This is a genomic window from Agrobacterium sp. LR_9 (assembly GCF_041954855.1).
Taxonomy (GTDB): Bacteria; Pseudomonadota; Alphaproteobacteria; order Rhizobiales; family Rhizobiaceae; genus Agrobacterium; species Agrobacterium leguminum.
In genome coordinates, this window is the sequence record NZ_JAVAYA010000008.1 from 84,392 (window position 1) to 102,637 (window position 18,246).

General features: G+C 60.4%; 19 protein-coding genes. 10 read left to right on the plus strand and 9 right to left on the minus strand.

Annotation, left to right across the window (positions count from 1 at the left end):
* Nucleotides 1-205: 205 nt before the first annotated feature.
* From RAC79_RS11800 to RAC79_RS11810, 3 genes are all read right to left on the minus strand, one after another.
* Nucleotides 206-1,150, minus strand: a complete 945-nt coding sequence (locus tag RAC79_RS11800) for a rhodanese-related sulfurtransferase (protein ID WP_374997025.1) — start codon at nt 1,148-1,150, stop codon at nt 206-208.
* A 291-nt stretch (nt 1,151-1,441) separates the two neighbouring features.
* Nucleotides 1,442-2,350: a CHAD domain-containing protein gene (locus RAC79_RS11805; protein ID WP_125146064.1), complete on the minus strand. Its 909-nt coding sequence runs from the start codon at nt 2,348-2,350 to the stop codon at nt 1,442-1,444.
* Nucleotides 2,334-2,822: a CYTH domain-containing protein gene (locus tag RAC79_RS11810; protein WP_065655372.1), complete on the minus strand. Its 489-nt coding sequence runs from the start codon at nt 2,820-2,822 to the stop codon at nt 2,334-2,336. Before RAC79_RS11810 ends, RAC79_RS11805 begins: the two co-directional genes overlap by 17 nt.
* 171 nt (nt 2,823-2,993) lie before the next feature.
* Between RAC79_RS11810 and RAC79_RS11815 the strand changes: the two genes are divergently transcribed.
* The 4 genes from RAC79_RS11815 (at nt 2,994) to RAC79_RS11830 (ending at nt 5,641) form a co-directional block, all read left to right on the plus strand.
* Nucleotides 2,994-3,632: a 2-dehydro-3-deoxy-phosphogluconate aldolase gene (locus RAC79_RS11815; protein WP_004433419.1), complete on the plus strand. Its 639-nt coding sequence runs from the start codon at nt 2,994-2,996 to the stop codon at nt 3,630-3,632.
* Nucleotides 3,633-3,740: 108 nt separating this feature from the next.
* Nucleotides 3,741-4,436, plus strand: coding sequence for a tellurite resistance TerB family protein (locus RAC79_RS11820; protein WP_004445183.1), 696 nt, complete (start codon nt 3,741-3,743; stop codon nt 4,434-4,436).
* Between the two features lie 265 nt (nt 4,437-4,701).
* Nucleotides 4,702-5,394, plus strand: a complete 693-nt coding sequence (locus tag RAC79_RS11825; RefSeq protein ID WP_374997026.1) for a GNAT family N-acetyltransferase — start codon at nt 4,702-4,704, stop codon at nt 5,392-5,394.
* A complete protein-coding gene (locus RAC79_RS11830; RefSeq protein ID WP_174058747.1) occupies nt 5,381-5,641 on the plus strand; it encodes a hypothetical protein in 261 nt (86 codons plus the stop codon). Before RAC79_RS11825 ends, RAC79_RS11830 begins: the two co-directional genes overlap by 14 nt.
* Here the strand turns inward: RAC79_RS11830 and RAC79_RS11835 are convergent.
* The 3 genes from RAC79_RS11835 to RAC79_RS11845 all read right to left on the minus strand — a co-directional run bounded on the left by RAC79_RS11835 (nt 5,638) and on the right by RAC79_RS11845 (nt 8,608).
* Nucleotides 5,638-6,687, minus strand: a complete 1,050-nt coding sequence (locus RAC79_RS11835) for a nickel/cobalt transporter (RefSeq protein WP_374997027.1) — start codon at nt 6,685-6,687, stop codon at nt 5,638-5,640. The genes RAC79_RS11830 and RAC79_RS11835 overlap by 4 nt on opposite strands.
* Nucleotides 6,681-7,322, minus strand: coding sequence for a DUF1007 family protein (locus tag RAC79_RS11840; RefSeq protein ID WP_004433429.1), 642 nt, complete (start codon nt 7,320-7,322; stop codon nt 6,681-6,683). The genes RAC79_RS11835 and RAC79_RS11840 overlap by 7 nt, the downstream gene beginning before the upstream one ends.
* 107 nt (nt 7,323-7,429) lie before the next feature.
* Nucleotides 7,430-8,608: a hypothetical protein gene (locus RAC79_RS11845; RefSeq protein WP_374997028.1), complete on the minus strand. Its 1,179-nt coding sequence runs from the start codon at nt 8,606-8,608 to the stop codon at nt 7,430-7,432.
* A gap of 270 nt (nt 8,609-8,878) precedes the next feature.
* On the opposite strand from RAC79_RS11845, the gene RAC79_RS11850 reads away from it, so the two are divergent.
* The 3 genes from RAC79_RS11850 (at nt 8,879) to RAC79_RS11860 (ending at nt 11,850) form a co-directional block, all read left to right on the plus strand.
* A complete protein-coding gene (locus RAC79_RS11850; RefSeq protein ID WP_004433441.1) occupies nt 8,879-9,166 on the plus strand; it encodes a hypothetical protein in 288 nt (95 codons plus the stop codon).
* Nucleotides 9,167-9,692: 526 nt separating this feature from the next.
* The gene (locus RAC79_RS11855) at nt 9,693-10,340 is read left to right on the plus strand and encodes an outer membrane protein (protein WP_142845210.1); all 648 of its coding nucleotides are present in this window, start codon (nt 9,693-9,695) and stop codon (nt 10,338-10,340) included.
* A gap of 328 nt (nt 10,341-10,668) precedes the next feature.
* Nucleotides 10,669-11,850, plus strand: coding sequence for an MFS transporter (locus RAC79_RS11860; RefSeq protein ID WP_374997030.1), 1,182 nt, complete (start codon nt 10,669-10,671; stop codon nt 11,848-11,850).
* A 28-nt stretch (nt 11,851-11,878) separates the two neighbouring features.
* Here the strand turns inward: RAC79_RS11860 and RAC79_RS11865 are convergent, their stop codons facing one another.
* From RAC79_RS11865 to RAC79_RS11875, 3 genes are all read right to left on the minus strand, one after another.
* Entirely contained in the window at nt 11,879-12,871 is a 993-nt protein-coding gene (locus RAC79_RS11865) for a WD40 repeat domain-containing protein (RefSeq protein ID WP_004433450.1), read from the minus strand.
* A 280-nt stretch (nt 12,872-13,151) separates the two neighbouring features.
* Nucleotides 13,152-14,270, minus strand: coding sequence for a GTP-binding protein (locus RAC79_RS11870; protein WP_059758487.1), 1,119 nt, complete (start codon nt 14,268-14,270; stop codon nt 13,152-13,154).
* Nucleotides 14,271-14,383: 113 nt separating this feature from the next.
* Nucleotides 14,384-15,184, minus strand: a complete 801-nt coding sequence (locus RAC79_RS11875; protein ID WP_374997031.1) for a creatininase family protein — start codon at nt 15,182-15,184, stop codon at nt 14,384-14,386.
* 79 nt (nt 15,185-15,263) lie between these two features.
* Here RAC79_RS11875 and RAC79_RS11880 point away from each other — a divergent pair, with 79 nt between their 5' ends.
* The 3 genes from RAC79_RS11880 (at nt 15,264) to RAC79_RS11890 (ending at nt 18,232) form a co-directional block, all read left to right on the plus strand.
* Nucleotides 15,264-15,773: a MarR family winged helix-turn-helix transcriptional regulator gene (locus tag RAC79_RS11880; RefSeq protein ID WP_035263256.1), complete on the plus strand. Its 510-nt coding sequence runs from the start codon at nt 15,264-15,266 to the stop codon at nt 15,771-15,773.
* Nucleotides 15,774-15,907: 134 nt separating this feature from the next.
* The gene (locus RAC79_RS11885; RefSeq protein WP_003505469.1) at nt 15,908-16,930 is read left to right on the plus strand and encodes a LacI family DNA-binding transcriptional regulator; all 1,023 of its coding nucleotides are present in this window, start codon (nt 15,908-15,910) and stop codon (nt 16,928-16,930) included.
* A 339-nt stretch (nt 16,931-17,269) separates the two neighbouring features.
* Nucleotides 17,270-18,232 (plus strand): 2-hydroxyacid dehydrogenase, encoded by a 963-nt coding sequence (locus tag RAC79_RS11890; protein WP_104679894.1) that lies wholly within the window; start codon nt 17,270-17,272, stop codon nt 18,230-18,232.
* Nucleotides 18,233-18,246 lie beyond the last annotated feature (14 nt).

Below are 18,246 nucleotides of genomic sequence, written 5' to 3' on the forward strand. Positions count from 1 at the left end.
TCTTGATCACCTGAAGGTGCGGCCCATTTCTTCTCCCCGCCGGGGAGAAGGTGGCCCGTAGGGTCGGATGAGGGGGCCACGCTGCCGGATTTCGGAGAGCTTGCCCCCTCATTCCGCTGCCGCGGACTTCTCCCCGGCGGGGAGAAGAAATACGCGGGGGCCGCTCAATCGAAATCCTACTCTGAATGCCGATAGCCGACCGGGATTACCGCCCGAGATGCCGCTCGCCACGCTTCTTTGCCAGTTCGATCTGCTGCTGCCGGTCGCGGAAGCGCTGGCGGTCCTCTTCGCTGCGGTCATCGTAGCAGCTCGGGCAGGACACGCCTTCCTCGAATTTGGGGGATAGGCGCACTTCCGGTGTGATCGGATTGCGGCAGGCGTGGCAAAGCTGGTGGTCGCCTTCGGCAAGGCCGTGCACCACCGAGACGCGCTCGTCGAAGACGAAGCAGGCGCCTTCCCACAGGCTTTCTTCTTCCGGCACTTCTTCCAGATATTTCAGGATGCCGCCCTTGAGGTGATAGACCTCGTCGAAACCCTGCTCCTTCATGAAAGCGGTGGCCTTTTCGCAGCGAATGCCGCCGGTGCAATACATGGCGATCTTCGGCTTGTTGTGCAGGCCGGGATTGTTCTTCACCCAGTCGGGAAACTCGCGGAAGGTTTTCGTCTGCGGATCGACCGCGCTCTTGAAGACGCCGATGGCGGTCTCGTAATCGTTGCGGGTGTCGATGACGATCGTATCCGGATCGGAGATCAGCTCGTTCCAGTCGCGCGCCTCGACATAGGTGCCGACGATGCGGTTCGGATCGATATCCGGCACGCCCATGGTGACGATCTCTTTCTTGAGCTTCACCTTCAGCCGCACGAAAGGCATGTGCGAGGCGCGGCTTTCCTTGTGCTCCAGCGCGGTAAATTCCGGCTGGGCGCGCAGGAAGGAGAGCACGGCGTGAATGCCCGCATCCGGCCCGGCAATGGTGCCGTTGATACCTTCGGCAGCAAGCAGCAGCGTGCCCTTGACGCCGTTTTCCTGGCAGAGCGCAAACAACGGCTCGCGCAGGCTCTCGAACCGCGGCAGGCGGGCGAAATGATAAAGCGCGGCCACAAGGAAATCACCAGAGACTTCCGGGCGGGGGAGAATGGTCGTGTCGGTCATGGGCGCTGAAATACAGCGACGGCGGCCGCAAAGCAATATTTATCGGTGGGTTCGGGTATTTTGAAAATCGTCAAATCGGGAGGGTTTGCGGGCTTTCTGTCGCTCCTGCCGCCGTGTGCAGGCAACAGGGTGTTGCATTGGCGCCTCCGTCATTCCGGCCTTGAGCCGGAATCCAGCCGACGCGCGTCTGCGCGGCGGAGAGAATCTTTTCAGCCCAAGGACTTGGGCTGGCTGGATTCCGGCTCAAGGCCGGAATGACGGAGGTGGGTGAGCGCCGAAAGTGGCGTTAGCCTATTTCGCCGCCTGCCGCCACAACAGGCCGACGATGCGGCTTTCGGTGCGGGCGGATTCGGAAAACACCTCGTTAGCCAGCGCAAGGCCTTCCGTGCGCAGCGCCTGCTGCCTCTCGATGATCGCGTCCAGCAGCAGGGCCAGCCGCTCGCCATTGCCGAAACGCTCCGGCTCGCGGTCGGCGACGGCGGCAAGAACCGAGAGATCGTGCTCGTGGCCGAGAATATCCACCAGCCGCTTGGTATCGGCCCGCTTGGCGCGCATGGCGGAAGGCCAGAGCCGGCGCATCAGGCCAAGATGCATCCAATAGGCCTGCCCGGACTTGCGCAATTCATGGAAATGCTCGGCGTCGGCCTGCTGATGGCAGTCGGTGAGCGCCTTGCGCGCCCTTTTTCTCTGTTTCGCCCAGGCGCTTCTCAGCAGCCGGGCGGTGTCTTTTAACTCATCCGGCAGCGACAGGTCCTCAAGCTTCTGGCGCGCTTCCCCGCAGCCGGCAATGGCGGCGGCAATGGCTTCGTCGAGACCGGCCTCGTGTTCTATGGCGTCGTCGCGGCGCGCGCGCAGCATCGCGGTGATCGACCGCAGCGCTTCGCCCTGCGCATCGGAACGCGCGAAGGCCTCGAGATATTCCGCTGTTTCCACCAGCGCCGTTGCATCCCGCGCAAAGGCGAGGGAGCGGGCGATATCGCGAATACGGGCGTTTTCCTCGCGGCCGAAATCCGGTGCCGCCTTGCGGATGAGGCGATAGAGGGCGCGCAGCCGCTTGAACCGCTTGCGGGCGTCGTGCACGGCCTCGTGGGATCCGGACGGCTGGTCGCGAAGGATCGTGACCGTATCGTCGATCAGCTCCAGCCCGGCCCGACGGATTTCATTGTCGAAGGGCTTTTTCGGATCAATTCTGAAGGGCATCCGGCAGGTCTCCGTTCGGACAGTCCATGGCGAGCGACTGGTTGGAGAAGCGCTTGTCTCCGGTGACTTCCCTGCCCAGCCAGGACGGCAGATCGGGATCGGCATTCTCGTCGTTCATTTCCACTTCCGCCACCACCAGCCCGTGATATTTCCCTTCGAAAACATCCACTTCCCAGGTGAAGCCGCCATGATCGACGGTGTGGCGGGTTTTTTCGATCACCACGCCCGGCGCGCTCGCCATCAGCTCTTCGGCGTCCTTGAGGGGGATGGAATATTCATATTCGTCGCGGACAAGCGCGCTTGCGCCGATCTTGATGGTCAGGGTCGCATCGCGCTGGTCGACGATCCTGACCCGGACCGAGCGGTTTTCCATCGAGGCGACATATGCCTGCCGGAAAGCCATGCTATGCGTGACCTCATTGCGCCATTCACCGCCTGCAACAAGAAACTTCCGTTCAATTTCCTTGGCCATGCTGTCTCCGCGAACTGGGGCGCCAGATTATCGCAATATGATAGTGCGATGAAGCGAATTGATTGAAGTATCTGGATAAAAATGCGGCTGGCGCGCCTCGACATGAAAGCCGAGGCAGGCTAATCGGTAGACGGAATTTCAATCGTTTCAATTGCGCAAGGGAGGCTCATCTTGGCCCAGGACTCCGAAAAACTGCTCTCCATCCTCAAGCTCCAGCCGGTCGTGCCGGTGCTGATCGTGGATGACGCCGCTTCCGCCGTGCCGCTTGCGCGCGCTTTGGTCGCAGGCGGCCTGAAGGCAATCGAGATCACCATGCGCACACCGGCGGCGCTCGACGCCATCCGCGCGGTTGCAGCGGAAGTGGAGGGTGCGAATGTCGGCGCCGGCACCATTCTCAATGCCAGGGATTTCGAAGCTGCGGCGGAAGCCGGCTCCACCTTCATCGTCAGCCCCGGCATCAATAAAAGCGTGCTGGAAGCCGCACGCGGTTCGAAGGTGCCGCTGCTTCCGGGTGCTGCCACCGCCAGCGAAGTCATGGCGCTGCGCGACGAGGGTTACAAGGTGCTGAAGTTCTTCCCGGCCGAACAGGCGGGCGGCGCACCTTATCTCAAGGCGCTGTCCTCGCCGCTCGCCGGCACCGTCTTCTGCCCGACCGGCAGCGTGTCGCTCAAGAACGCCAATGATTACCTCTCCCTGCCGAACGTCGTCTGCGTCGGCGGCTCCTGGGTCGCCCCGCGCGAACTGGTGGCGACGGGTGACTGGGCGGGCATTACCAAGCTTGCCGCCGAAGCCGCCGCACTGCGCGCCTGATTTGCTTCCTGTCAAACCCGTTCACGAAGGCGTGAGCGGGTTTGACATTTGTATTCGGCCCACGGCTTCCTATCTCCCCTGTAGATTTGACCTCTACAGGAGATTTCGATGTTCGACGCCAAGAAGCTTCTTGAACAATTCCTCGGCTCGCAGGTGCCGGGCCTTTCGGGAAGCGTCCGTGACAGAGCCGGGCAGGCCGCCGATATCGCCAAGAATAATCCGCTCAAGGCCGGCGCGCTCGCCGCCGCCATTCTCGGCACCAAGACCGGCCGCAAGCTTGCCGGCAATGTTGCCACCATTGGCGGCGTTGCCGCCATCGCCGGTCTCGGTTACCTCGCCTACAAGAATTACAAGTCCGGCCAGGCGCCTGAAGCAGCGCCAAAACCCGAGCCGGAGCTTCTCGCCCCGCCGGCCGATTCCGCTTTCCACCCGCAATCGCCAGCTCTTTCCAATGATTTCGCGCTGAAACTCATCCAGGCGATGATCGCCGCCGCCAAGGCCGACGGTCATATCGATGAGAAGGAGCGCGCCAATATCATGGACAAGGTGCAGGTCTCCGGCCTCGATAGCGAAGCTGAGCGGTTCCTCGAAAAGGAACTGGCCGATCCTCTCGACATCGACGCGCTGGTGGCTGCTGCCCGCACGGAAGAGCAGAAGGTGGAGCTTTATACCGCCTCGCGGCTTGCCATCGAGGCTGATACGCGGGCGGAGCGGGGGTATCTCGACCTTCTTGCCGGGCGGCTTGGGCTGCCGGATGCGCTGGTGGACCATATCGAGGCGACGGTGGTGGCGGCGAAGGTTTGAGGATAGCCTCGGCGGGTGCGGTTTACCCCCCTCTGCCCTGCCGAGCATCTCCCCCTCAAGGGGGGAGATCGGCAGGAGGCGCTACCACCACTTCATTCGCAAACGTTGAGAGAGGCGAGAAATAGCCGCTTGTCGATCTCCCCCCTTGAGGGGGAGATGCCCGGCAGGGCAGAGGGGGGTAAACCGCACCCGCCCACCCGACATATGCACTGTTGTCATCCCGCCCCGCTTGCCCTAATCCTTCTCCCAGCAAATGGGGAAGAGAATGCGCGATCTGAGTGATTTCAAGGGATGTCCGCCGCCGCAGCCGGTGGTGTTGAAGGGCCGTTACGTGATGGCGGAGCCGTTCGATCGCGAAAAACATCTCGCAAGGCTCTGGGCCGCACTTGGTGGCGAGGGCGTGAATGCGCTGCTCAAATATTTCCCGCAAAGCGCCTTTCCCGATGCCGACGCTTTCGGCGACTGGCTCGTCGGCGCCGGTCAGAAGCTCAACTGGGTCACACTGGTCTTCGTTGAAAACGCCACCGGCGATATCGTCGGCATGGCGAGCTATATGCGGCCCGATCCCGCCAATGGCGTGGTCGAGGTCGGCTCCGTCGCCCATGGCGCGAAGATGAAGCGCTCGCCTCTTTCCACCGAGGCGCATTACCTGATGGCGAAACATGTTTTCGAGGATCTGGGGTATCGCCGTTACGAGTGGAAATGCCACAATGAAAACGAGCCCTCCAAGATCACGGCGAAGCGTTATGGCTTCACCTTCGAGGGCGTCTTCCGCCAGCATATGATCTCGAAGGGCCAGAACCGCGATACGGCGTGGTTTTCCATGATCGACGGCGAATGGCCGCTGATCGGCAAGGCCTTCGAAGCCTGGCTTGCGCCGGAGAATTTTGCGGCCGACGGCGCGCAGAAGCGTAAGCTTGAGGATATCCGTGCGGAGTTTGCCGATGCCATTGCCTGAAAACTCGGCGCCTGAAAACCCGGCGCCTGAAAAGCCGAGCCCCGGCAAGAAGGATTGGTCGCCGGCCATCGCCGCCGCCCTCATCATCGTCGGTTTCGGGCTGGTCTTCTTCGTCATGCCGAAGATCATGCTGTGGCTGGGCGATTATTCGCCCTGGCTCGCCGCTGCCTTCGGCACGGTGGCCGTGCTGTGTTTCTTCCTGCTGTTCTGGCTGCGCGCGCGTTACCAGCGTCGCCGTGACGGTTAGAGCTTAAGCGACGCGCCGAGCAGCAACAGCCCCATGATGAGCACGAACAACGCACCGGCGATCTCGATCGCATGGCTGATGCCGGCCGCCCTGCGGCTGCCGGGGCCGGCGAAACGCACGGCGAGGCCTTTTGCCGAGACGGCCATGATGGCGAGCAGCGATACCGTTATGGCCGTGCCGAGCGACATGGCAAGGACGGAGAGAACGCCACCGAGATAAAGCCCGTTCAGAAGCGCGAAGCTCATGACGATGATCGCGCCAGAGCAGGGCCTGAGCCCCACCGCGATGATGGCGGACCATGCTTCGTGCAGGCTGAAGTTCTTGCCCTTGAGCAGCATCGGATCCGGCGCATGGGATTTACCGCAGGCGGTGCAGAGATCGCCCGTGCCGTCATGGTCGTGATCGGCAAAAACCGGCTTGCCCTGGAACCGCAGCCCCGTGCCCATGCCGCTGGTTCGGGCCACCGATGCCTCGCCCGCCGTGGCGAAGACGGGAACGGGTTCCCGCCGGATACGCAGCGACCAGAGTTTTCGCACCAGCAGCCAGGCGCCGAACAGCGCCACCATGGCGAAGCTGGCGATCTCCATCGCCTGCGTCGCCTTCGTCATGGTGATGGAGGTGCCGCGCAGCACCAGCCAGGCCGCACCGACGAGGCCGATGGCGACCGCACCCTGAATGAGCGCCGAGACGAAGGAAATGAGAATGCCGCGTTTCAGCTGCGTCTCATTGGCGATCATATAGGACGAAATGACCGCCTTGCCGTGGCCGGGGCCGGCGGCATGGAAAACGCCATAAGCAAAGGAGAGGCCGATCAGCGAGCTGAGCGCCCAGCCATCCTCACGCATGGCCTTCAACGCGCCGGTCAGTGCCCGATAAAACATCTGCTGGTGCACATTGATCCATTGCATCAGCGGGGCGAAGGGGCCGCCGACGGAAAAGGAAGGCTCGGCCGAGCCGATGCCGAGCGGCGATTGCGCATGGGCCGCACCGGCCACGACAATGAGGCCAATGGCGACGGCGAAGAGGCCGGCCCTGCGGCTCAGCATGAGACCTCCAGCCGGGTGGCGAAGAGCTTGGTCATGTCGGTGCCGGTCGGATCGTTGAAGAAGGCGTCGGTGAGCGTGCCCTGGTTCTGCGAGATCACCTCGTCGGGATCGGGACGGACGACATGATGCTTGCAGGCATTCAGGTCCTTACCCTGCGTGGCGATATCGCCGTCCTTGGCGAAATCGATTGCCGTATACATGGTCGGATCCCAGGCGCCGAAGCTGAGCTTGCCCTTGACGGCCAAAGGCTTTGTCGGCTTCACCGAGAAGAACATCAGGATCTGCTGATCCTTATAGTCCACGTGAATGGCCTCGGGCTTCGAAAATTCCACCGGTTTTCCATTGGCGGTGATGAAGGTGTAGTAGGAATATTCGGCGAGCGATTCCAGCACGGTATTGCCGATCTCGGCCAGCTCGTCCTTGTCGAGCTTCAGATCGCTGTTCTTGTCGTAATCCATCACCACGCTTGCCGAGAACATCTCGTCGAAACGCCAGATGTTGCGCACTTCCTGAACGGTGCCGTTCGGCCCCTCGACGATTTCCATGCGGGCTTCGGCAAAGATATGCGGATGCGCCGCCGCGGCGACGGGAACGCAGGCAAGGCCGGCCGCGAGGAGCAAAAAGCGTCTGTTCATTATCCGGTCTGTCCTGCCTTCGAATCTGGAAGGTCTGACTCTAGCAGAAATTGGGACCGAATTTCGACCTGATGCGGCTGATCCTTCGCGCGGGCCGTCACTAAATTTCAGAAGGTGCCGCTGAAACGCGAGGTGATGCTGGAGCCGCTATAGGCAAGATCGGTATCGCGCTCGCCATGCAGCAGGCGGTTGAACTCCACCTCCAGCTTGCTGTTCTTGCCGGTATCGAAGGAGAGCGTCGCGACCAGCCGGCGCTCGCTGGTATCGTAATTGTAATAGATCCAGTCCTTGTGGACCCGGTGCAGCGCAAGATCGAGCCCCACCTTTTCGGTGAGCCTGCTTTTCACGACGAATTGAAAGCGGCGATGGAATTCGGCAATCGGGTCATCCGGGTCGAAAAGCGCATAGTCCTGCGAAAAGCCCGCGCCGAAGGCGATGCGCTCGGTGGCCTTCACCTCGACCTCGGCCCGCAGATAGGGGCGGGTGCGCTTTACTTTGTCGCTGATCTCATCGCCGGAAATGGATGTGAAGCCCGCTTCGGCCAGAACCGCGAAACGGTCGGAGAACCTGTAACCATAGGCCAGAGAACCCCGCAGCGTGTTGGCCGGGAAACGTTCATATTTTTCCTGCTGCCCCTCAGGCACGGCGATACGGTCGTAAGCAAGCGTCAGCCCCGCCTCGCCGCCGCCGAGCGATCGTGCATGTTCGGCCTTCAGCGATAAAAGCGCCTCGTTCGCTTCCAGTCGGGTGGGCAGGAAATAGGCCGGGCGGAACCGCGCCTTGCCTTTCATCAGGCTGGCGACACTTGCCGTCAGCGTGTTCTTGCCGCCAAGGGCGAGGATGCCGAGCTGGGAAGACGCCTCCAGCTTGTGATCCAGCTGTCGGTAGCCAATGTCTTCTTCCGGCAGGTGCAGGAAAATATCGCCGGCATCGCTGCGGGTGCCGCGCAGCTCAAGGGCCCATTCCAGCTTCTCGGAAAATCGTTTCGTCAGCCCCAGCGCCGCGATGGTGTTATGTTCATTGGCGAAACGATAGCGGGGCAGGCGAACCTCTTCCTGCTCGAGCGAATAACGCAGCTCTGCCCCCTCCAGCACGATCTTGCCGTTGAGCCCGAAGCCGGCGCGCAGCGAAATCGCGCTCAGCCGGTTGGTGTCGGCGAAATAATTGCTGTCATAAGCAATGCCGGATTTATAGGTAACATTGTGCTCATCGGCCTTTTCCCCCGCCCGCGCGCCGCAGGCGCAGGCAAGCCCGAGAACAAGCGCGATATATCCCCCCACCCGCATTCGCATCTCCGGTCTCTAATTAAGCAATATCTTATATTTGGATGGTTAATAAAGTTTCCCGCACCGCTTTACTGTCGCGATACAGGTGCCGACCGGCATTGTTTGAGCAAGGGGCGGGAGCGCGAAGATACGATATGTAGAATTTGATTAAAATCACGAGTATTAGTGTTAATCGTTTATTGTAATATTAGGCTTTGCTTGAATTAGAATCCTCTAAATATACAGTTCAGTTACGCCAGACGGCGTGATCAAACAAAAGAGGAGAGAGAAATGATTGCAAAGTTCGCTTGTGTAGCCGCTATTCTTACTGTCGCTTCCGTTGGTCAGGCCAATGCGGGCGGTCTTCTGGGAGGCATCCTGTCCGGCAACAGCAACAAGGGCGGCGCCCTTGTCGTCGTCTCGCCCAGCATCGATCTGGGTGTCAGCGGCATCCTGTCCAATAACGGGATTCTGAATGGCAACAAGACCGGCATCCTGAACGGTGTGCTGAACGGCAACAAGACGTCCGTCGATGTCATCGACAACAAGAATGACGGCGGCAAAAAGCGCCGCCACTAACCGAAAGGTGGAACGGGATGGCGAAACCATCGGGCTTTTCTCCATCCCGCTCCAACGCAACAGCTCGAAAACCATCAGGGATTTTCGACGCAGACGATGCGCGCAGCGCATAAGCCGGCAATGATCCTCGAGTTGCGTGTGTTTCACGCATGGCGTTTCCGGCAAGAACAAACGGCGCATCGCATGACTGGAAGAGGGCCTCGCGGCCCTCTTTTTTTATTCTGGATGCTCCATCAGCACCTTGTGTCCGCCGATCCGTGACGGCTTCGGAAACGGGTGTGCGCCGATGCATATTTATATTTTTATATTCTAATTTCTGTATTGGTAATAAATGAAATTATAAAGTAAAAATATGATTTATATTTTAAAATACGTTCAATTTTGCTGCTGTTGTTACTTGCTTTTAACTTTTGGATGTTTCAATTAACACGTGTCCACGACTCGCCATTTGTGATTGTGATTTCGGTGGCGGGTATGTTCGCGGCTCGCATTTCGGCGGGTAAGGAAGTTTTGAAGGAGCTATTTCATGTTGAAACAATCATTTCTCGCGCTCGCCGCGCTCGGCGTTCTTTCCGGCGCAGCCATTGCTGCCGATGCCGTCAGCGACGTTCCGGCAGCACCTGTCGTCAACGATGCCGCGCCTGCCTTCTCCTGGGACGGTTTTTACGCCGGTGTTTCGGGCGGCTATGGCTGGGAGCGGTTGAAAACGACTGAAGACGGTGAGACCGACAAGCACAGTTTCGATGGCGCTCGCTTTGCGGGCTTTGCCGGTTACAATGCCGAAGTCGCGCCGTCCGTCATTCTCGGTGTCGAGGGTGATCTCGGTTATGCCTGGGGCAAAAAGACGATCAACCTCAGCAAGGTTTCCTCGGGCCTGAACGGCTCCGCGCGCCTGCGTGCCGGCTATGCGGTCGACCGCGCCCTGATCTACACCGCCGGTGGTTACACCGCGACGGACAGCGAGATCAAGACGCCCTTCGGCAATACCAGCAAGATGCTGAATGGCTGGACGATTGGCGCCGGCATCGATTACGCCTTCACCGACAACGTATTCGGCCGTCTCGAATATCGTTACAACGACTTCGGCAAGGAAACCTATACTGTCCGGGGCATTTCCGCCGATGGAAAGCTCAGCGAACATGTCGTCAGCGTCGGTCTCGGCGTAAAGTTCTGATTTGCGGATTTTCGTTTCCGAAGAGGGTCGCCCATCTTTACGGCGGCGGTATCGGGGGCGACAGTTCGACGCATATCGATCCATGACCTGCCCGGCGGCAAGAAAAACCGCCGGGCAGGTGCTTCTAATTGAGTGACACGGGCTTGCGGTTGAGAGCTTGCGTCCAGCCCCAGGGCGGCAGCCAGGCCCGGCATAAAAGAAGCGGCTTCACCTTTAACCGGCAATGAAACCGCATCCTGCTTTCCAAGCAGGCTTGAACCACAAGCCGTTTTGATGTGATGGTGGTCGCCGCCATCCCGTCCCGCCTCCCAGCCTTCAGTCGATTCCCATGCTCCAGAAAAGCACTTTGCCGGGCGCTTTCGATCGTCAGGCCTATTTGATCGCCCTGCTGGTTTTTATTGCCGGCAGCACCAATGCGGCTGTCGTGCCATTTATCGGTTTTTACATCATCCAGGTGCTCGGCCATCCGCCGGCCACCGTCGGTTTTTACAGCGTCACGGCGGCGCTGGCCTCGATTGTCGCCAGCCGTTTTTATGGCGAGCGTGTCGATGCCGGGGTGCGGGTGAGGCCGTTGTTGATGCTTTCCGTGTGCGGCGCTTTTGTCGCGGCGGCTGCGGCGAGTTTCGGGCATCTGGCGCTGCTGGTGGCGATAACGGCGACCGGCATGGGGCTTTCCAATGCCGCCAGCACGCTCATTTTCAGTTACGGCCGATATCATGGCCGGGTGAAGGCGCTGGATACGGCCGCCTATAATGCCTTCCTGCGAACGATGGTGTCGCTGGCATGGATGCTGGTTCCCGCTGCCGCCTATCTGATCTTCGATCTTGCCGGCGCGAAGGCCGTGTTCGTGAATGCCATGCTGATGGCGGTCATCTGGGGCGGGCTTGCCCTTGCGGTCGTGCCGCGCGATCAGACCAGCCCGATGGAGCGGCGACCGGCGGGTGACGACGATACACGGCGCAACCTGCCGCTGCTTCTGGCGGCGGCCGCCAGCTTCTGCATGTCTTTTGCCCATGCTCTCTGCGCCTCGGCCCTGCCGGTGTTTCTGGTGCGGGAGGTCGGCCTGCCGGATTACGTGCCGGGCCTGTCGCTCAGTGTCAAATGCGCCATGGAGGTTCTGTTCATCCTGCTTGCGCCGCGAATGATGCGCCGCTTCAGCGCCCGCCTGCTTCTGGGCGTTTCAGCGGTAATGGCCATCGTCGCCTTCAATGTCATCGCCTCGGTCACCACATTGCCGGCCATGATCGCGGGTGCGGCGCTGGAAGGCGCCTATTACGGCCTTTGCGCCGGCACTTGCCTCACCTTCGTGCAGGGCTTTGCGCGCGGCCGCACGGCCCGGGCGACGGCGCTCTACATGAACTCCATCTTCCTCGCCGCGCTTTTTGCGGTGCCGCTGATGGGGTTCGTATCGCAATATGCGAGTTTCGGCGTCTCGATCCGGCTCGCTTCGGTTGGCGCGGGCGCGGCCTTGCTGCTGTTGTTTTTGACGCGGCGGCAGGTGGGGGAGTAGGGCGGCCTGTTACCCCCGCGTCCATCCCTCAAGCCGAAATATCGATGATCCCGCAATCCCCCGCTTCGGAGGCGAAGGCAAGCAGCTTGCCCGTGGCGCTCCAGTCCATGCCGGTGATGGCGCCCTTGCCGGGGCGGCGCAGCAGGGCTTCCTTGCCATCGGCAAGGCGAACGCCGAGGATCATGCCGTCGATGAAGCCGATGGCGAGCACATCTTCCACGGGGTGGAAGGCGACATTGGTGACCATGATGTTGGCGCGGCTGCCGAGTTCTTCCGGGGCCTTGCCCATCGGGCCGTCCTTGCCGGCAAACGGCCAGACGATGGCGGCCGGCGCACCGGAAGAGGCGAGCCATTTGCCCTTTGCCGACCAGGAGACGGATTTGACCTTGGCGGGATAACCCGTCATGCGCATATGGCGGGCTTCCATGCCGCCCTTGGTGGCTTCCATCTTCCAGCCGTGCAGGGCATTTTCCTGCATGGTAGTGACGAGGAACTTGCCATCGGGCGAAAAGGTGACGCCCGTATGGGCGCCCTTCCATTCCAGATCGACGGGATCGCCGGCGGTCGCCACCCAGTGCAATGTCACACCGTTATAACGGGCAACGGCAATGCGCAGGCCCTTGGGCGCAAACGCGATGGCCTCCACCGTGCGCTCTTCCTTGAATTCCTTGACCGTGCCGTCCGACAGCCGGACGAAACTGGATTTGCCGACGCCATAAGCGACAGCCTTCTGCGGCCCCCCGGCAACGACGCCCACCCATTTGCGTGGAACGTTGGCGATTTCGCCGATGCTGCCGTCATGGCCGATGCGCAGCACGCGGCCGTCTTCACCGCCGGAAAGCAGGGTGGCGCTATAGGGATCGCGCACGCAGGTCAGAAGCCCGTCATGCGCCTCAGTCACCTTCTCGCCGCCATCCAGCCGGTGAATGGTGCCGGCGGCGGTGGCAAACAGGGGAATGTCGCCGAGAAAATGGGTCGAGACCACGTGGCCTTCGATATCAAGCGGGGCAACAGTCGGCATGGGGCATCGGTCTTTCGTATCTGTGTCGGATGGGCGGGGGCGTTGCTCCCGCTCGCTGGCATGGTTCTAGAGCATTTCCGGCAAAAGCGGAACCGCTTTACATCACTTCAACCTCATTCCTGTGCTTGTCACAGGAATCTAGCCGACGCGCGTCTGCGCGGCGGGGAGAGTCCTTTCAGCCCAAAGACTTGGGCTGGCTGGATCTCTGTGACAAGCACAGAGATGAGGGAAGATAACGGTCATACCCCGGCGTAAGGCCGGGGTGCCGGAGGGATGAGGATCAGGCCGTCGCGAGGCAGGCGTTAAAGCTCTTTTCCAGCTTCTCGCGGTCCAGTTCGCGGCCGATGAAGACGAGGCGGCTTTCGCGTTTTTCGTCTTCCTTCCACGGGCGCTGGTGGTCGCCCTCGATGATCATGTGCACGCCCTGCACCACGTAACGTTCCGCATCGCCCTTGAAGGCGATGATGCCCTTGAGGCGCAGAATGTTCGGGCCATCGGTCTGGGTGACCTTCTGGATCCACGGGAAGAACCGCTCGGGGTTCATCTCGCCGCCGCGCAGCGAGACCGACTGCACCGTCACATCATGGATCGGCGAAACCGCGCCATGGTGGTGATGATCGTGGCCATGGTCATGATCGTGGTGATGATGCCCATGATCGTGGTCATGGTCATGATGATGGTGGTCATGATCGTGGTGGTGATGATCGCAATCAGGGCCGCAAACATGGTCGTCATGGCCATGCTCGAGGAAATGCGGATCGTTTTCCAGCGCGCGCTCCAGATTGAAGGCGCCCTGATCGAGAACCCGGGCGAGATCGACACCGGACCGGGTGGTCTTGTAGATGCGTGCGGAAGGATTGATGGCGCGCACGATATCCTCGATGCGGGCCACTTCCTCCGGCGAAACGAGATCGGTCTTGTTGACGACGACGACATCGGCAAAGGCGATCTGGTCTTCGGCCTCGCGGCTGTCCTTCAGGCGCAGCGGCAGATGCTTGGCGTCAACGAGGGCAACGACGGCATCAAGCTCGGTCTTGGCGCGCACGTCGTCATCCATGAAGAAGGTCTGGGCGACGGGAACGGGATCGGCAAGACCTGTCGTTTCGACGATGATGCCATCGAAACGGCCGGGACGGCGCATCAGGCCTTCCACGACGCGGATGAGGTCGCCGCGCACCGTGCAGCACACGCAGCCATTGTTCATTTCATAGATTTCTTCATCGGACTCGACGATCAGATCGTTATCGATGCCGATCTCGCCGAATTCATTGACGATGACAGCGTATTTCTTGCCGTGGTTCTCGGAGAGAATGCGGTTGAGAAGCGTCGTCTTGCCGGCGCCGAGATATCCCGTCAGGACGGTGACTGGAATGGGCTTGGCTATAGCTGTTTCGGTCATGGAAAACCCCGCGTGGAGAGAGGCCGTCAGGCCTCAGGAAGATGTGTCGTCGTCCATATAGGCGCGACGTCCGGGCAGTTCAAAGAGATTTTGGCCGAATTCGGCCATGGCACTCAAATTTTGTTATGAAATAACGTTATGTCAAAAGCGTGGATATCTTCAAGCAGTTCGACAAGGCCTTTTACGGCATGGGAAATCAGCCTTTCGCCCTTTTCCGCAGTGGCGGCGGCGGCGTTTCCGGCAACGCCGTCGGGGTTCAGATCGCTCATCAGCCAGCCGAATGCATGTGGGCCATAGGCGCGCAGGTGTTTGAAGCGGGTGGCGAAATCGCTCTGGCGGGAGGGAAAGTCTTCGGCCTTCTGCATCGCCACGCGTTCGGGATGAAGCGCCAGCATGACCGATGTTTCGATATCGCCGCCATGAATATCGACCGCCTTGTCCTCCGGCTTCACGATATCGGCCGGTACGCCAAAACGGGTCCAGCTTGTGGCGACCGCCAGCATGCCGAAACGGGCGCGGGCCTCGGTGGCGACGATGGTCATCAGCGGTGAATTGCCGCCATGGGCGTTCAGCATCACGAATTTGCGCACGCCCTTTTTATATTCCGCCTCGGCGATGCCGAGCCAGCGCTCGATGGCCTCATCGTAACGCAGGGTTTTCGTGCCCGGTACATTCATGTGTTCGATGGAATAGCCGACCGGTTCCACCGGCAGGAAGGAGACGGGCAGGTGGGCGGGCAGGGTGGCGGCGAGACGGGCGGCGATGCCTTCGGCAATCAGCGTATCGGTCTCGAAGGGCAGGTGGGGCCCATGCTGTTCATGCGCGCCGAGCGGTAGCACGGAAATTGCAGCTGTTGCGCGAAGATGGGGGTCTGTTACGTTTTCGTCGTGATAATGCGTGTATGAGTTTGGCATATGGCAGTCCGCGCGTGCATTCGTTAAGGATTTCCAGCAACATATATCGGTTCCGCCACAGGGTAAAAGGCACTCGCATATGAGCAAGGACAAAACCGGGCATAAGGACAAAAGCGCCAAGAAGGAAAAGGGCGGCAAGAAAGTAAAGGACGCCAAAAAAAGGGATGAGAATTTCAACCCCGAGGAACTGGCGCAATCCATCACCCAGGCGGCCCGCTCCATGCGCACGGCGCTGAGCCACAGCCTTGCCGAAAGCGGGCTTTATGCGGGCCAGGACGGCGTTATCCTGGCGCTGGCGCAGGAAGGCAGCCTCACGCCGGGGCAGATCGCCCAGAAACTCGGCGTCAAGGCGCCCACCATGACGCGCACCATCGGCCGCATGGAAGCCCAGGGTTTCGTGGAACGCAGCGGCGACGATGAGGATGGCCGCGTGACGCTGGTGAAGCTGACGGAAGCGGGTTTGAAAAGCGTCGAACACATCAATGTTTCCATCGCCAATTGCGGTGCAAGAGCCGTTGAGGGGCTTTCGGCCAAGGATGTGCGCAACATCGTTAAACTCTTGAAGGCAATAGACGCCAATCTTCAATAATTTTTGCTGAAATTTTTAAAAGAACCATCTGTTTTGTGGGTATTCCTTAAACGGGTTGCGGATTTTGTTTAAATTGTTTAATTGCAATTTAAACGGAGCCATCCGTCACTGACACGCGTTTGGGGAGGAATGCCGTGGCCCAAAAGGTCAAACTGTCCACGATTGCCGAAAGCCTCGGTCTTTCGACCGCCACGATTTCTCTTGCATTGCGCGACAGCCCGCTGGTCGCTGCCGATACGCGGGACAAGATCAAGGAACAGGCACGGGCGCTGGGATACATCTACAACCGCCGCGCCGCCAGCCTGCGCACCTCGCGTTCCGGCATCGTCGGTGTGGTATTCCACGATGTGATGAACCCCTTCTATGGGGAAATTCTGAAAGCCATCGAAAGTGAGCTGGACCGCAGCCGCCAGACCTTCATTCTTTCCAACCACTACGATTCGGTGGAAAAACAACGCACCTTCATCGAAACGCTGCTGCAGCTCGGTTCCGACGGCATCATCATGTCGCCGGCCATCGGCACGCCGATCGAGGATATGACGCTGGCCGAAGAAAACGGCATGCCCGCCATTCTGGTGGCGCGTTCCATGGACGGCGTCGACATGCCGACCTATCGCGGTGACGACAGCTACGGCATTTCGCTTGCCACCAACCACCTGATCAGCCTCGGCCACCGCACCATCGCCATGGTTGGCGGCACCGACCAGACATCGACGGGCCGTGACCGTTATCAGGGTTATGTCAATGCGCTGCGCAAGGCCGGCATCGAGGTCGATCCGAACCTTCGCATTCCCGGCCCGCGCTCCAAACAGGGCGGTTTCGAGGCTGCCGTGCATTTCCTCTCCCTGCCGCAGAAACCGACTGCCGCCGTCTGCTGGAACGATCTCGTCGCCATCGGTCTCATGAACGGCATTTCCCGTGCCGGCTTGGTGCCGGGCGTCGATATTTCCGTCACCGGCTATGACGATCTGGAAGAGGCGGCGATTGCCACACCGGCGCTGACCACCGTGTCCAACGGCCAGGCCGAGGTGGGGCGTCTCGCTGCCCGCGCGCTGCTGGACAGGCTGGCGGGCAGCCACGAGCCTGACGGCATTCACCTCATCAAGCCGGAAATGCGCATCCGGCAATCGACCGGGCCGGTGCGGCCGCGGGTGTGAGGCTTCAGACGATGGGAAATGGTGCGCGTTCTGTGCATTGCACCTTTCCGTCATTCCGGCCTTGAGCCGGAATCCAGTCACCGCGTGTCTACGCGGTGAAAAAGACTCTCTCAGCCCAAGGACTTGGGCTGGCTGGATGCCGGATCCAGTCCGGCATGACGGTGAGGGCGCTTAAAAAAATCGGCATGAAACTTCCGTCTGCTCCCATAGCATCCCCTTATTGCCCTTTTCACAGCCGTCTTTGTTTGAAAAGATCGCCGCCCAGAGGAGCGGGATGGCGGAAGGTTCGCCTGAAACCCGCTCCGGCTATCGGAATGTTATCAGGAGGAATATCCGCTCATGTCTGACAAAAAGGCCGTCGTTCTCGTTCCCGGCAAGATAAACCCGCGCGTTCTCGAACGCCTCGAAGGCAAGGTCGAGATCGTGACTGTGCCTGCCGGCGCCGAGCCGGTTCTGCCTGATGGTGCGGCCGAGCGTGTTAACGCCATTGCCGTTTCCGGCGTCGTCAACGCCAAATGGATCGATGCGCTGCCGAAGCTCGAGATCATCGCCAATTTCGGCGTGGGTTATGATGGCGTCGACGCCAAACATGCCGCTACGCGTGGCATCGTGGTGACGAATACGCCTGATGTGCTGAACGACGAGGTGGCCGATACGACGATTGCGCTTTTGATCAACACCGTGCGCCGTCTTTATCAGGCCGAGACCTGGTTGCGCGATGGCAAATGGGTTGGTGAAGGCCCGTTCGCGCTGTCGCCGTTTTCGCTGCGCGGCCGCAAGGTAGGTCTCTTTGGCATGGGCCGCATCGGGCAGGAAATCGCCAAGCGGCTGGAGCCTTTCAAGGTGGAGATCGGTTACCACACCCGCAGCAAACGGGATGGCCTCCCTTACACCTATTACGGCTCGCTGAAGGAGATGGCGGAAGCCGTCGATATCCTCATCTGCATCGTGCCGGGTACGCCGGAAACGCATAAGGCGATCAACGCCGAAATCCTGACGGCGCTGGGGCCTGAGGGCGTGTTCATCAATGTCGGGCGCGGTTCCAGCGTCGATGAGGATGCGCTTTTGCAGGCGCTTAAGAGCGGTGCTGTGGGCGCTGCCGGTCTCGATGTGTTCTATGCCGAGCCGAAGGTGCCGGAAGCCTTCCTGTCGCTGCCGAACGTCTCCCTGCTGCCGCATGTCGCCTCCGCCTCGGTTCCGACGCGCAACGCCATGGCCGATCTGGTGGCTGACAATATTCTTGGCTGGTTCAAGGACGGCAAGGTGCTGACGCCGGTGCCGGAAACGCCGGTCAAGGGGTAATGCTTTACCGCCAC